This window comes from Streptomyces sediminimaris, assembly GCF_047049295.1.
Lineage (GTDB): Bacteria > Actinomycetota > Actinomycetes > Streptomycetales > Streptomycetaceae > Streptomyces > Streptomyces sediminimaris.
In genome coordinates this window covers 285829-300463 of sequence record NZ_JBJWOT010000001.1, presented here as the reverse complement: position 1 = coordinate 300463, position 14635 = coordinate 285829, and the positions used below count along the sequence as shown (strand labels likewise).

Genomic DNA, 14635 nt, shown 5'->3' with positions numbered 1-14635 from the left:
GAGCCCCGAGGGCAGCACCGCCAGCGCCCTCCGGGCGAACACCGGCACATCTCGCATGCGTGGCCGTGCGTCCGTCGAGCGGTGGCTCGAGCCGATGCTCGCACACGTGACAGAGCGTGGCGCCGGCACGATGAGGAGGGGCCCGCCCTTCGTCGTCCGCCGGTGAAGCGCCGAGGTGGTCAAGGCCGCGATCGCCGACCCGCGGGCCCGGCGTCCGCGCGACGTCGGCACATCGGCACCGAGCCGTCGGCACTCGGCATCGCCGACCGGCCGCGCCGGGCGGCAGCAGACCGAGCTCCTGCGTTCAGTGATCGCGGGAAGCCGGAGCCCCGTACTCGGTGCGCCAGGTGGTCGGTGGCATCTCGGTCTGGCGTCGGAAGAAGGTGGTGAAGTTGCCGGTGTCCCGGAAGCCGAGGCGTCGGGCGCAGCTGCCGACCGGCAGGTCGGTGTGGGCGAGCAGCCGCTTGGCTTCCAGCAGGATGCGCTGGTCGAGGAAGGCCTTGGCGGCGATGCCGGCGGCGGCGCGGGTCGCACGGGTGAGGGTGCGCACGTCGTAGCCCAGTGCCTGCGCGTACTCGCCGACGTGGTGCCGGTCGGTGAAGTGCTCCTCGACGGCGGCGCGGTAGGCGCGGAACACCTCCGTGGACCGGGCGTCGGCACGGGGTGCCTCGGCCGGCTCGGCCGTGGCGGGGAGCGCGCGCAGGATCAGTGCCGCGAGCAGGTGGGAGAGCAGTGCGGGAGACGCCAGGCGCGGGGAGCGGACCGCCGCGTCGTGCTCGCGAGCGAGGTGTTCGGCTGCGAGCAGGGCGAGGTCCAGGCGCTGCCGATCCAGCTGCCAGCACGCCGCCACGGCCGCCTCCGCCGCGCTGAAGCCGGTGAGGAAACCGGTCCGGAACAGGATCAACGGGCCCTCGCAGGCCTCGACGTCGCTCCAGCGGTGCACCATGCCGGGCCGGATCCACACGGCGCTTCCCTCCGCCAGGCGATAGCTGCGGAAGTCCGCTTCGTGGGCGCCGGTACCCGAGCTGATCAGGGCCAGCACATGGAAGTCGGGGCGCTGCGGCCGTACGCGACGGCGGCGGGTGTCCATCGAGCGCAGCGCCCGGAAGTCCAGCACCTCCACGCCGTACGACGCTCCGATCGCGGGCAGGTACCTCAGCTGCCGGACCGGATCGTGTCCGTTTTCCACAATTCCCGTGCTCCTTTCCGTCAGGAACCGGACTTCGCGTCCCCTACGTTCGAACCCGTGCCCGGGCAGCAGCCCAGGGTAACGGTTCGAGGCTGCGGCACGCCGCGTGCGATCGCCCGGCACAGCCACGTGAGAGGTGCAACGATGTCGGAAATCACAAAGCCGGTGCCCGTGGCGGGCGGGACCCTGGACGCGCGGGTCGGGGGCCGCACCGGACCGGCGCTGGTGTTCGTCCACTACTGGGGCGGCTCCGCCGACACCTGGAGCGGCGTGATCGGCCACCTGGGGCGCGGACAGGCCACGGTCCGCTTCGATCAGCGCGGCTGGGGCACCGCGCGGGCACTGCCGGGCCCGTACCACCTCGACCGGCTCGCCGACGATCTGGGCCGGGTGGTCCACGCGTGCACGCCGGGGCCGTACGTCCTCGTCGGTCACTCGATGGGCGGCAAGGTCAGCCAGCTCCTCGCGGCGCGGCGCCCGGCCGGTCTGGCGGGGATGGTGCTCGTCGCGCCCGCGCCGCCGAAGCCGCCCGCCACGGTGACCGAGGAGTACCGCCGGACCCTGTCCCGGGCGTACGACGCGCCCGGGACGGTGCGGCACGCCCTGGACCATGTCCTGACCGCGGGGCCACTGCCCGAGGCGGTGCGGGCCACCGCCGTGCGCGACAGCCTCGCCTCAGGGGCCGGGGCCCGGCAGGAATGGCCGCTGCGCGGCATCGCGCAGGACATCACCCGTGCCGCACGTGACATCGAGGTCCCGGTCACCGTGCTGGCCGCGGAGCACGACGTGGTGGAACCGCCGGACGTGCTGCGCGCATATCTGCTGCCGCACATACCGCAGGCGGCCCTCGTCACCGTGCCGGCCGCCGGCCACCTGCTCCCGCTGGAGGCCCCGGCCGCCGTCGCGACCGCGCTCGACGGATTCCTCTCGACCCTTCGGCACGGAGCGCCTACAGGAAGCGCCGGATCGGCACTGGATGCATCGGGGTGATCCCGACAACACGGCGAGCGTGCGTGCCAGGCGTCGCGGGGCAGGCGGGACTTTCGGGACACGCCCTATGACCCCTCCGCGGCCGTCAGCGCCTCCAGCGCGCTCGCCTGGGTGCGCCAGTCCGAGGCATTGGGGCTCGTGCCCGACCAGCGCTGGCCGAGGCGGTTGAGGGAGTCGCGGTCGGTGGCCCAGACCGAGTCGGCCTGCCGGTCGACGTACGCCCGGTAGGCGGCGGACCCGGTGGCGTCCGCGAGGTCGGCGAAGCAGCGGATGAAGATGCCCTTGAACTGTTTCTGGTTGTCGTCGCAGGAACCCGTGCCGACGTCGCAGGACTCGGTCAGTACGCCGTCTCGGGTCAGCGCCGTCGAGGACATCGCCGCGTCGGCCAGGCGCTCGGCCGTGTCCAGGTAGCGCCCGCTGCCGGTCGACCGCCACAGCTGCGTGAACGCGCCGATGGCGAGGCCCTGGTTGTAACTCCACACCGTCTGGCCGTTGTTGGCGCAGTTCGCGGTCAGCCCGTCGTTGACCAGGCCCGAGGAGCCGATCAGCCCGCTGGCCAGGTACCAGTCGGCCGCCGCGGTCGCCCGGCCGCCCCACACGGTGTCGCCCGCGAGGCGCTGGTGCAGGGAGGTGGCCAGCCACAGGTACAGCCCGTTCGTGACGGCGTTCTTGTAGGTGCGCTCCCGGTTCCACCAGACACCGCCGCCGCAGGTGCCGGTGTCCCAGTACTGGTGGACGTAGTCGGTGATGGTGACCGCCTCGTCCAGGTAGCGGCGCTCGCCCGTGTAGTCGTAGGCCTCGACCCACGCGACCGCCCACCACGCCGAGTCGTCGATCGCGCGGCTGATGAAGTCGCCCTCGATGGGGTCCGAGCTGCGGCCGCCCGCGGGGAAGACGCCGCGGTTCTGCTCGAAGGTACGGGCGATCGCCCAGTCGTAGTCGTGCCGCCCGCTGTGCCGGGCGAAGTCGATGAGCGCGGTGAGGGCGGCGGCCGAGTTCCACCAGCTGCTGCGCCACCAGCCCTCGTCGGTCCGGTACGACGCCATCAGCGCGTCGGCCGCCGCGCGTGCGCGGGTGGGCGCGGGCCGGACCCAGGCCGTGCAGCTGCCCTCCTGGTGGGAGGCCTCACGGCCGCAGGCCCGGACCGCCCCGCCGTAGAGCAGGCCGCGCGGGTCCCGGGTGGCGAACATGACGGTTCTGGTCGAGGCCGCCCCCGAGGGCACACTCGTACGGCCGAGCGAGGAACCCTCGGGCCGGCTCGCACCACCGTCCCAGGAACGGTCGAGCCAGATCTCGTCGCCCGCGCCGCCGCCCGCGATGACGCCCCAGGCCATGCCGGTCTGCCGGTCGACGTGCAGGCTGATGGTGCGTCCGTAGAGGGTGGCCGGGGGGACCGGGGTGGCGTCGCCCGCCGCCGTGGCGGGGTCGGCGCCGTCGCAGGAGGAGCCGTCGCACACCGTCGGGTAGACCCAGTCGGTGCACGCGACGCCGGCGGCGTCACCGCAGGCGCGGACCCAGCCGCGCCGGTGCCCGGCCGGGTCGGTGATGTTGTACATCAGCGTGCGGGTGCCGGTCCACGTGCCCGGGATGCTCGCCTTGCCGAGCAGGGGCTCCCAGGTGGCGCCCCGGTCCCAGGAGCGGTCCAGCCAGACCGAGTCACCGCTCACGCCGTCGTCGATGCTCGCCCAGGCCATGCTGTCGGGATCGGAGACGTGCAGCCGCAGGGTACGGCCGTTGATGTTCCTGCTCGGCACCGGGAAGGTCTCCTGCCGCGCCTTCGACGGATCCAGGGTGTCGCAGGCGAGGGCGCAGACCGCTGTCGCGGCGCGGGAGGGTGCGGGGAGGGCGACCAGGCCGGTCAGGGCCAGGAGCAGGGCCAGCAGCCCGCCGATGACGGGGTGGGTCCGCGCTGACATGGCGTACCGCCTCTCTGTGGGGGCCGTGCGCGGAAAGGGGGTCGACGGCCGCCCGGGGAGGAGGGCGGCCGTCCGGGGGAGCGGTCGGTTCTCGGCAGCCGTTCGGCAGGAACCCGCGGGACAACGTTGTCGAGCCGACTGCCGGGTGGCCGCTCGACGGCCGTGTATCCGTTTCAGGGTGCCGCGTCGAGCAGGTCGAGGGCGCTCTGCTGCCGTGCCGCGTCCACCGTGTCGAGCGGGCCGGACCAGTGCAGTCCGTACTGGTCCAGGGCGTTGCGGTCGTCCGCGTGGGCGCGGTCGGCCTGGCGCTGCAGATACGCGGTGTAGGGGTGGTCGGACAGGGCCGCGTTGAGCTTGCCGAGACCGCGCGCGTACGCGCCCTTGAAGGACGGGCCGTCGCCGCCGCAGTCGCCGCTCTCGCACGGGTCGCGGAGGATGCCGTCGGCGGTGTGGAGGGAGGGGGCCGTGGTCGCGGCGTCGGCGATCTGCCGTGCGCGGGTGAGGAGTGCGCCGTCCCCGGTGGCCCGGTTCAGTTCGGTGAGGGCGCCGAGCAGGACACCCTGGTTGTAGGACCAGACCGCCTGGCCGTTGTTGCGGCAGGTGGACAGGTCGATGCCGTCGTTGACCAGGTTCGAGGCGTTGATCATTCCGGTGCTCTGGAACCAGGACCAGCCGGCGCGGGCGCGTTGCAGATAGCTCGTCTCGCCCGGGATCCGGTTGTGCAGGGCCGCGTTGAGCTGGATGTAGAGGGAGTTGGCGATGGCGTTCTTGTACGTCCTCGCCGTGCTCCACCACACTCCGCCGCCGCAGGTGGTGTCCCAGTAGGCGGCCATGTGATCGGCGTCGGCGCGGGCGGTGGCGAGGTAGCGGCTGTCGCCGGTCAGGTCGTAGGCGGCGACCCAGGCGAGCCCCCACCAGCCGGTGTCGTCGATGTAGTCGTTGCGGAACTGCCCGCCCTGCGCGCTGAGGTTGAGGTCGTAGGTCCGGGAGATCGCGTACGAGTAACTGCCCATCCCCGACACGCGGATGTTCTCGATGACGGCGGTCAGGGCGTTCGCGGAGTTCCACCAGCCGGTGGTGTCGAACAGACCGGTGGCGTTGTTGTAGAAGGTCATCAGCGCGGTGGCCGCCGCGGTGCGCCGGTCCCCGGCGTTCCAGGTGGTGCGGGCCCACGGGGTGCAGGCGATCTCGGCGCGGTCGCCGGCCTTGCCGCAGGCGCGCAGGGCGCCGACGCCCCGGTTGTTCCAGTCGTCGACGTTGTACATGAGGGTGCGCCAACCCCGTTGCCCCGAGGGGACGGTGGTGTCGCCCAGCTTGCTTCCGGAACTCCAGGTGCGGCCACCGTCGAAGGAGCGGTCGAGCCACACCTCGTCGCCCGGGTTGCCGCTGTCGGTGGACGCCCAGCCCATCGCGTCCGCGTCGTCGAAGTGCAGGACGATGGACCGTCCGTAGAGGGTCGTGCCGACCGGGGTGCGGTCGCCGGGGGAGAGGGCCGGGTCGCGTGCGTCGCAGTACTTGTTGCAGACGGTCGCGGCGGCGGAGGAGGCGCCGGCCGCGGACGCCGGTTGCGCGGTGAGGGCGGCGAGGAGCGCGAGGGCGAACGCCGCGGCCGGGCGCCTGAGAGTGAGGGGTCTCGTGGTGGGGGCTTTCGCTGTGCGGTGTCTTCGTACGGGAGTCATGGGGCCTCCCTGTCGGCGCAAGTCCCTTGGCCGCGCCGTGGGTTCGCAGGGGCCGGTTCACGCGGGAGCCGGCGGCGGCGGAAACCGGGGACGTGCTGCGGTGAATGGAGAGAGAGCGCTCTCAGAAGGTAGTGACGGGGAAAGGGGGCGTCAATGGGTTGTTGCGTACGAAAGTTGGCCGGTGGGGCGGCGGCCCTCCGTGGATGTACGCAAAAGGTTGCAGTGCTTGCATTCGCTTGCGTCGTGCGGCGCAAGGGCGAACAGTACCCGCAGGTCCTCACCACGGCCGCCTCGACCCCCGACCTCGCCCAGGCGGCGCCGCAGTCGTCGGCCCGAACCGCACCGTCGGCGACATCGCCGGCGAGGCGAGCGGCCGCAGGGCGGTGACCCTCACCGGGACCGGTCAGTACGTGGAGTGGACCACGCGCGCGGCGACCGACACCCTGGTCACCCGCTTCTCCGTTCCCGACGGCACCGACACCACGCTCGACGTCTACGCCGACGGAAATCTCCTCAAGCCCATCGGCCTCACCGCCAAATACGCCTGGCTGTACGGGAACGAGACGTCACCGGGCAACTCACCCGGCTCCGGCGCCCCGCGTCACATCTACGACGAGGCGAACCTGATGCTCGGCACGACCGCGCCGGCCGGCTCCAGGATCAGGCTGCAGAAGGACGCGGCCAACACCTCCACCTACGCGATCGGCTTCGTCAACACCGAGGAGGCGACCGCCCGTCCGAACCCGGACCCGTCCGCCCACGCGGTCCCGGCCGGCTTCTCGCACCAGGACGTGCAGAACGCCCTGGCCCAGGTCCGCATGGACACCACCGGCAAGCTCGTCGGTGTCTACCTGCCCGCCGGTGACTACGAGACCGGCAGCGAGTTCCAGGTCTACGGCAAGGCGGTCGAGGCCGTCGGCGCCGGGCCGTGGTTCACCCGCTTCCACGCCCCCTCCTCGCAGGAGAACACCGACATCGGCTTCCGTGCCGACGCCACGGCCGACGGCTCGACGTTCGCGGGCTTCTCCTGCTTCGGCAACTACACGTCCCGGATCGACGGCCCCGGCAAGGTCTTCGACTTCTCGAACGTCTCCGGCATCACCATCGACGACATCTGGGTCGAGCACATGGTGTGCCTCTACTGGGGCGCCGACACCGACCACATGACCATCAAGAACTCCCGCACGGAAACCGCATCCGAAACCGCATCCGCCGGGCCGGCCCGCTCGGAAGTACCGGCAAGGGCCCTCGTCCCGCGCGCTCCCCCGAGAGCGGGACGGGGGCCCGCTCTCGGGGACGGCGCGGGCCCCTGTTCAGAGCCCGGTGACCTTCCCGCTCGCCGAGATCTCGTGGACCAGGGTGATCGTGCGCTGCCCGCCGGGTGCCAGGCGCAGGTCCCAGTGGGCGATGCCGTCGGGGTCGACCGCGTCGGGCGGCGGGGCGCAGGCCTCCTCGCGCAGGCGGACCTCCACCGCCGAGACCTCGGAGACGGGGATCCGTTCCCGGAGGGTGACGACCTGCTCGCCGTGTGCGCCGGGGGCGGAGAAACGGGAGACATGGAGGCGGACCGTGCGGGTGATCACGGTCCGCTGGGTCAGCGTGGCGGTGTCGCGGGACTCCTCGGTGTGCCGGATCACCCGGTAGTCGTCGTGGCTGCCGAAGGCGAGCTCGACGGGAGCACCCGGAGCGGTGAAATCCAGCGTGCCGCGGCCGGTGAAACCGCTGCCGCGGACGAGGTCCACGGGCCCGGCCAGCAGCGCGTGGCCGGAGGTGTTGTCGAACCGTACGACCTGGGTGACCAGCGGCGACAGTTCCGGGGCGGAGGCGTACTCGCTGCGGGCGGCGGTGGTGACGGCGGTGAGCGGCACGCGGTGGGCGCGGCCGTCGGTGGGGACGGAGACGGGCGCGGGGGAGTGCAGCACACGTGCCTCGCCGCCGTCGTCCACTCCGGGAAGGCCGAGCACCGGGGCGGGGCCGAGGTCCGTGATCTCCTCCTCCCGCACTTCCACGTCGACCGTGCGGCGCTCGGCGGCGGTGCGGTCTTTGAGGGTGAGACGGTCCTCGGCCAGCCGTGGCGGCTCGGTGGCCGGCGCCGAGCGGGCCGTCGACAAGGTCAGCCGCACCCGCGACCAGTCCTCGCCGGTGCGCTGCCAGACCATCGCGTCGGTCTCCAGCGTCAGCGCGTCCTCGTCCAGTACGGCCCGGTATGCGGGGCGCCACAACGCGCACGCGGTGAGGTGGGTCAGCCGCAGCCGGGCCGGCCCGGCCGCGTCCGCGCGCACGGTCAGCTCGACGTGGCCGAGCAGTTCGGCGGGCTGTTCCTCGGCGAGTTCGGCGGCCCGCCGCACCTCCGCGAGCTCGCCGGAGAGGGCCTTCAAGCGTGCCTCCGCGGCACGCAGCCGCTCGGCGCAGGCATCACGTTCGCCGTCGATCCGGTCCAGTTCGCGCGTCCAACGGGTCTCGTCCGTCTCCCCGTTGCCGGTGTTCTCGGCGATGTCCCGCAGCAGATCGGTGGCGAGGTGCCCCAGCAGGCCGAGGCGGGCGCGCAGCCGGTCGCGCCGGTGACCGAGCAAGAGCTGTTCCTCTTCGAGGGCGCGCGTCCGCCGCCGCAGGGCGGAGTCGTCGGGGGAGGGCAGGGGCTCCCGGGGCGTCCAGGTGCGGACGATCCGGATGTCGAGGACGGCCGGTTGGTGATGGCCCGTCAGTTCCGCGTGCAGGGTGCGGTCGACCGCGAGCGCGCTGACCGGTCCCAGGCGCAGCCGCTGCACGCCGGCGCGCAGGTCGAGTTCGGTGGTCCGCTCGATGTGGGCGCGGTCTTCCAGACAGGTGACGGCCGTGACGGGCAGGGGGATCGGCTGGGTCTGCGTGGCCATGGTGTCAGCTCCTGCGGTTGCCGCCGGCCAGGGCCTTGTTGGCCGGGACGCGGATCTCGTAGCCGCCGTCGAGGGCGGCGCTGCCGCCGGCGGGCAGGTCGACACGCCACACGCGGGTGCCCGGGGCGTGGCGGTCGGGCCCGTCGGCCTGCCCGGGTGCCGTCCAGTCGGCCCGTTCCTCGATCCGGACATCGGATTCGGAGGTGACCGGGACCCGTTCGTGGACCTCGACGGTGATGTCCTCGGCGAGCCGGTTGGCCAGTCCGACGTGGACCTGGTGTGCCAGCACGGTGGTGTTGTTGCGCAGTCCGGCCGTCGACTCGCGCAGGTTCGTGCGGCGGGTGACCTTGACGCCCTCGGCCGGCCCCAGCCCCATCCGGCGGACACCCCCGGGAGCGAGCGTCGGCAGCGCGGCGGTCAGCAGGAATCCGCCGTCGGCGGTGACCTCCACCGGTCCGGCGAGCAGGGCCTGGTCGGTGGCGTTGGAGAGCACGAGGGTGGCGTAGACGGTCTGCTCCACGGACGGCACACACAGGTACTCGGTGCGCAGACCGACCGGGATCTCCGTGACGGTGACGGTGTGCCAGGCGCCGTCGGAGGGGATGTCGGCGCGGGCGGCCGCGTCGAAGCGGTGGTCGAAGGAGCCCGCCGACTCCCGGGGCCGCACGGCGTGTCCGGGCAGCGGCAGCGCGGCCACCGCGTCGGCGCGGCGGCGGTACTCGGCCGCCACCGGGTCGTGGGGAGCGTGCGGAAAGAGCCTGCCCCTACGGTCCTCGGGCTCGTCGGCACCGGACAGCACGAGGGCGGCGTAGTCGAGCTCCGCGCCGCTCGGCTGCGGCGGACCCGTCTCGGCCGGCGGCGCGGGCGGCGGGGGCATCCGCCCCGGAGCCGCGGGAGCCGCGGCAGCCGAGGGGGCCAGGGCGGCGGGAGCGGAGACGCGCCGGGCGGCGGCCGCGGATCCCCCCGCCGGTGGCCGTCCCGACCGTGTCGGCGGCGCGATGCCGGGCAGGGCTGGGCCGGATACCTGCGGCGGGGCACCGGCGAGTCCCGTCGGTGCGGCGGGTGCCGCGGGCGGCGTGCCGTACCCTTCCGGCGCCGGCGGCGGTGAGGCGGCACCGGGCGCGGCCACGGTCATGGGCAGCGCGGTCGAATCCGGGCGCGCGCCCGCCGCGTCATAGCCGGAGAACAGATCGGCCAGCCCCGCGGGCGGCTCCCGCCAGCCCGACGACGCGGGCGAGGGCTGCCGGCGCCCGACCCGGACCGAACGCAGCCTCGGCAGATCGGTCCGGCGCCGCAGATCCGCGGTGGCCAGGGCCACGCGCACCCCGCTCCAGTCCTCTCCGGTGCGCTGCGCGACCGAGGCACGCAGCACCAGGGTGCCGCCGTCCGCGCCCCGGCGGTGCGTGAGGCGGTAGGCCGGGACCCAGACGGCGCCCGGCACACCGTACTCGAGCTCGACCTCCACCGGTCCCGACCCGTCGAGCGTCAGGACCGCGCCGACCGTCGTCGCCACCTGCCCGGACGGTACGTCGGTGGAGGCGCGGGCCCAGCGGTCCGTCGCCACGGAGAGTGCGTGCTCGGCGTGGCGCACCTCCGCCTCGAGCTCGGCCAGCCGCTCGTGCAGGCCGACCAGCCGCTGGTCGACGAAGTCCGCGAGCCGCAGCCAGGCGTCGGCGGGTGTGCGGCGCGGCGGGTCCTCGCGCTTGCGGGCCGGCGGGACCGGACGCAGCGCCGCCACTTCGGAGATCCTGCTCAGGTGGCGGTCACGGCGGCCCTCTGCCGCGGCGTACACGTCACGCAGCCGCTCCATCTCGTGCCGCAAGGTGCCGGCCGGGTCCGTGCCGGACGGCTCGGCGGCCACCTCGACGCGCGCCTCGGTGACGCGCACACCGGCCGCGCCGACGACTCTGGCGCGCAGCGAGCCCGGGTCCATCGTGCGGGGCAGGCCCGTCACCCGTACCCGGCCGCCGGCCGGCACGGTGCCACGGGCCACCCGGGTGCAGAACGCGCCCCGCGCGTACACCACGACCGCGTCGAGCGACGACGCCCAACGCTGTTCCGGTTGCTCAGACTTCATCCGCACTCCGCCCCCACCGTGTCCGTGCCGAGCGAAGCCTATGCCCAGGCCGCGCTCGGCTCGTGGTTCTTCCCGGGGCCGCTTCACGTGTGCTGCCCGCCGGACGGCCGATCGCCGTGTTCACCTGGGGTGTGTGCAGGCTGGTGCCTGCCCGCACGTTGGGGGATCACGTCGGGTGGGGGCGCGGCGTACGACCACGGTGCGCCCGGGTGAGGGCGTGGGGCGCGTCGGGGGCAGGTCGTCGCCGTCTTCGCGCTCGTGGGGGCGGTGAGCCCGGCACTGGGGGCGGTCGGCCGGAACGACCTCCTCCACCGGCTCCGGGCCTGCCGGGTGCGCGGGTGGCGGCGGGGGCGAGAAGGGCTCCGCCGGTGCCGTTCCGGAATGGCCGACCGGAAACCGATCGTGGCCGATGGGCCGATGGGGCGACAGGCTGGCCTGGGCCGGTGGGGCAACGGACCGTGGGCCGCCGCGCTGCCAGCCCGGCACCGTAGCGGCCCGGTCCGGCCCGGTCCGGCACCGTAGCGGCCCGCCTTCGCGGTCCGGTGCGCGCGACACAGCCGTCACACGGTCCGGTACCCGCTACCCGCCGGGCCGCGAGGTGACGCGCGGGATGTGACGTGCTCAGGAGCGCCGTGCGAGGGCCGGGCTGCCCGTGACGGTCGGGCGTGCCCGAGCAGGCGGTCCTCGGTGTCCTGGGCCCTCGCACTGCCGACGGGCGATTGCTCGCGCAGCCGTCGTCCAGGGCCCCTGCGGACCGTTCCGGCCCGCAGGGGAGCGGCCCGCCCCGTTCGCGGGGCTACTCCTCGTCCGCCGTTGTGGTCGGCCTGGTGCGGCCGGGCTCCGGCGGCTCGGCCTCCAGGGCGCGGATGTGCAGGACGTCGCCGATGAACAGGTCGTAGACCAGCACGCCGATCACCCCGCCGATCAGTGGTCCGACGATGGGTATCCAGAAGTAGTCGCTGAAGGACCCGGACAGGGTGCCCGGCATGGCCAGGTCCTGCCAGCCGGCCGCCCAGGTGAACAGACGGGGCCCGAAGTCACGGGCGGGGTTGATGGCGTATCCGGCGTTCGCCCCGAAGGACATGCCGATCGCTGCCACGACGAAGCCGATCAGCAGCGGTCCCAGGTTCGCCTTCACCGCGGTGTTGCGCAGGTCGATGAGCGCGACCACCAGCATCACCAGGAAGGCCGTGCCGACGATCTGGTCGATCAGCGGCCCCCAGTTCCCGCCGTGGAAGTAGGGCGCGGGGAAGGTGCCGAAGATGGAGAACGAGGCGAGGGTGTGCCCGTTGACCTTGGGGCCCTTCATGGCGTTGTCGAAGGTGCTGATCGCGTCGTGGTACACGCCGTAGACGAGCGCGGCTCCGGTGAAGGCGCCCACCAGTTGGGACAGCCAGTAGGGCAGGACCTTGGCCCACGGGAACTTGCGGCGCACCGCGAACGCCAGCGTCACCGCCGGGTTGATGTGTGCACCGCTGACGCCGCCGGCCACGTACACGCCGAACACGACCGCCATCGCCCAGCCCCAGGTGATCAGCAGCCAGTCACCGGCACCGAGGAAGAACGTCGTCGGGCCGGACGTGCGGCCCGACCCCGGCAGGGCGGCGACCGCCATGGCCACCACACCGCAACCAAAGGCGATCAGTACGAAGGTTCCGAGGAACTCCGCCAGGCACTCGCCCCACAACCCGCCCCGGCGCCTGAGCCGGGAGGGCTTGAGCAGGGGCTGGATCTCTACGGCCATGTGATCCTCCCGATGTGCGGTTGTGCGCGCCACGTCTAGGCGTGGTTTGTCCCGTCATAACGCGACTCGGGGATCGCGGCAAGGTCAACGGGCTTTCGCGGCGAAATCTCGAACTTTTGTTCCCTTCCGTGCGGCTCGGATGATCTTGCGGACGGCTCACACGTTGGTCCCGCCCCACCGCCTGTCGGCCTGCTCCCAGTCCGCGGCCCACAGGCGCATGCGGTGCCGGCCCAGACACGCCTGCAGGCCCTGTACGCCGATCAGCACCACCACGCCGGCTCCGCCCGCGGCCGTGAGGCCCACCATGGCGGACTGGAACAGGGCGTTCGCGGGGGAGAGGGGCTCGGCCGTGAGGTGGTTGCGCACGTCGGTCCACACCCTGATCCGCTGCCCCGGCGAGGCTCCCCGCCGCACCTGGGTGGCGGCCGTGTGCTTGTGTCCGTCGGTGCCCGTCCAGCGCACCGTCGCCCGTACCCGCCGGTGACTCGCCGGGCCCGTGGTGGCCTGGGAGTTCGCGAGTCGCACGACGACCGCGGGGACCGGCCGGTGGGCGGCGCGCATCCGTGCGTAGCCCTCGTAGGCCGTGCTCCCGGTCACCCAGGCCGCCGCCAGGCCGCCCGCGACGGCGCACAGCCAGGCCGCGAGGATGATCCACGCCTCCACGACGTCGACACGCCGGCGCAGCGGATTGCTCCGCCACCTCCACAGCCGCGCAGCCGAGCGGCTCGTCGTCGCCATCGGCCGACACCCCTTCGAGAGTCCCGGCGACATCCTGCTTCGAAGTTGCCCCGTGCCATGTTGCCCCGTGCCATGTGTCCCGGGCGGGGAGTACCCCCGTCAGCGCGGGCGACACCCGGGACAGGGGGCCGAATCGACGCCTGCCCCGGCAGTCCGGTTCGCGGGCGTCCCATGGGCTCGGCGGTACCCCGGGTGCCGGCGGGCAGGCTCGCCCGCCCACGGCCGCCGCGCAGCAGCGTCCGCGTGATCCCCGCGCCCCGTCAGTACGGCCGTGGCGTGCAGCGCTGCCCAGCGGGTCGCCGGCCGCCCGGCAGAGCCGGGCCAGGACGGTCAGGGAACCGGTCCCAGCGATCCACCGCGTCTCCTTCCGCGGTGGATCCCGTGCTCCGGGGCTCCCGCGCCGGTCCGCGTCAGTCGCGGAGCGCATCGCGCTCCGCCGCTGGTCCAGCCCGTCTCTCCACCTCGCGGGCCATCCGCTCCCGTGCTCCCGCGCTCCCGGGCCGCGCGGGAGCGGGTGAGCGCCGCCGGGTCCTCGACACGGAGCGCGGCGGGGGCGGCCGTCCGGCCCGGATCAGGGGTTCGGGGCACCGGCCCGCAGGCCGTCCATGACGAGGTCGAGGAGCCGGGCGGCGCGTGGCCGCCAGTCGTCGGTGGGGGCCAGCTGCCACAGGCCGGCGATGGCGAGCATGAAGTCGTCGGGGGTCAACCCGGGGCGGATGGTGCCCGATTCCTCGTTGGCGCGGAGCAGGAGTTCGGCCGCGTCGGCCACGGGGGTGGGGGAGGGTTTGGCCGGGCTGCCCGGGGCGCTGGTGGCGAGGCGGATCGCCTCGGCGAGGCCGGCTTTGGCCATGGCGAACTCGGCCAGCCGGTCCATCCAGGTCCGCAGGGCCTGCTGCGGGGGCAGTTGCCGCAGGAGCTGGACCGCGCTGTCGGCCACCTGGTCCATTCCGTGCCGGTAAACCTCCAGGACGAGTGCTTCGCGGCTGGGGAAGTTGCGGTAGAACGTGCCCTGCCCGACGCCGGCCTTCTTGGCGATCGTGCTGAGGGGAACGTCCGGACGGTGTGTCAGCTCGGCCAGGGCGACGTCGAGGATGCGCTCGCGGTTGCGCTGCGCGTCCGAGCGCAGGGGCGCGTGGTCGTTGTGCTGCACTCGTCACTCCTCGCGGGTCCGGATCGAAACCCGTCCTTGCTAAGCGGACAATTGTCCGCTACGTTGACTGCGTAGCGGACGGCTGTCCGGTTAGGTCAACCATAGCCCTGGCCGTGACCGTACGGCAGCCCGCGCACACCGTACTTCGGCGGCGCACCCCGGCCCGAGCGGGCCCGCACCCCGGCCCGAGCCCCGACCGGCGCGCACGACGCATCACGACGGGCAGCACCCCGGGCCCCGCCCTGCTCCGCCGCGACAGCCCCTTGCTCACCTTTCCTG

9 protein-coding genes and 1 pseudogene are annotated in these 14635 nt (G+C 73.5%); 2 read left to right on the top strand and 8 right to left on the bottom strand.

From position 1 onward, the window contains the following. Window positions 1–304: 304 nt before the first annotated feature. On the bottom strand, window positions 305–1189 hold the full coding sequence (locus ACJ9NR_RS01335; protein WP_412490246.1) for an AraC family transcriptional regulator: 885 nt from the start codon (window positions 1187–1189) through the stop codon (window positions 305–307). Between the two features lie 144 nt (window positions 1190–1333). On the opposite strand from ACJ9NR_RS01335, the gene ACJ9NR_RS01330 reads away from it, so the two are divergent. After that, window positions 1334–2179 carry an alpha/beta fold hydrolase gene (locus ACJ9NR_RS01330; protein ID WP_412490247.1) on the top strand — a complete coding sequence of 282 codons (846 nt, stop codon included), beginning with the start codon at window positions 1334–1336 and terminating at the stop codon, window positions 2177–2179. 65 nt (window positions 2180–2244) lie between these two features. Here the strand turns inward: ACJ9NR_RS01330 and ACJ9NR_RS01325 are convergent, their stop codons facing one another. Next, window positions 2245–4095, bottom strand: a complete 1851-nt coding sequence (locus tag ACJ9NR_RS01325; RefSeq protein WP_412490248.1) for a glycoside hydrolase family 76 protein — start codon at window positions 4093–4095, stop codon at window positions 2245–2247. Between the two features lie 173 nt (window positions 4096–4268). After that, window positions 4269–5774 carry a glycoside hydrolase family 76 protein gene (locus ACJ9NR_RS01320; protein WP_412490249.1) on the bottom strand — a complete coding sequence of 502 codons (1506 nt, stop codon included), beginning with the start codon at window positions 5772–5774 and terminating at the stop codon, window positions 4269–4271. Between the two features lie 311 nt (window positions 5775–6085). Here ACJ9NR_RS01320 and ACJ9NR_RS01315 point away from each other — a divergent pair. Then, a pseudogene (locus ACJ9NR_RS01315) lies at window positions 6086–6958 on the top strand (carbohydrate-binding protein); the annotation flags it as partial. A 129-nt stretch (window positions 6959–7087) separates the two neighbouring features. Here the strand turns inward: ACJ9NR_RS01315 and ACJ9NR_RS01310 are convergent. From ACJ9NR_RS01310 to ACJ9NR_RS01290, 5 genes are all read right to left on the bottom strand, one after another. Continuing rightward, window positions 7088–8647 carry a mucoidy inhibitor MuiA family protein gene (locus tag ACJ9NR_RS01310; protein ID WP_412490250.1) on the bottom strand — a complete coding sequence of 520 codons (1560 nt, stop codon included), beginning with the start codon at window positions 8645–8647 and terminating at the stop codon, window positions 7088–7090. 4 nt (window positions 8648–8651) lie between these two features. Beyond that, window positions 8652–10724: a DUF4139 domain-containing protein gene (locus tag ACJ9NR_RS01305; RefSeq protein WP_412490251.1), complete on the bottom strand. Its 2073-nt coding sequence runs from the start codon at window positions 10722–10724 to the stop codon at window positions 8652–8654. A 796-nt stretch (window positions 10725–11520) separates the two neighbouring features. Then, on the bottom strand, window positions 11521–12468 hold the full coding sequence (locus tag ACJ9NR_RS01300) for an MIP/aquaporin family protein (RefSeq protein WP_412490252.1): 948 nt from the start codon (window positions 12466–12468) through the stop codon (window positions 11521–11523). A 156-nt stretch (window positions 12469–12624) separates the two neighbouring features. Then, window positions 12625–13206: an Rv1733c family protein gene (locus ACJ9NR_RS01295; protein ID WP_412490253.1), complete on the bottom strand. Its 582-nt coding sequence runs from the start codon at window positions 13204–13206 to the stop codon at window positions 12625–12627. A 571-nt stretch (window positions 13207–13777) separates the two neighbouring features. Next, window positions 13778–14356, bottom strand: a complete 579-nt coding sequence (locus ACJ9NR_RS01290; RefSeq protein ID WP_412490254.1) for a TetR/AcrR family transcriptional regulator — start codon at window positions 14354–14356, stop codon at window positions 13778–13780. Between the last annotated feature and the right edge of the window lie 279 nt (window positions 14357–14635).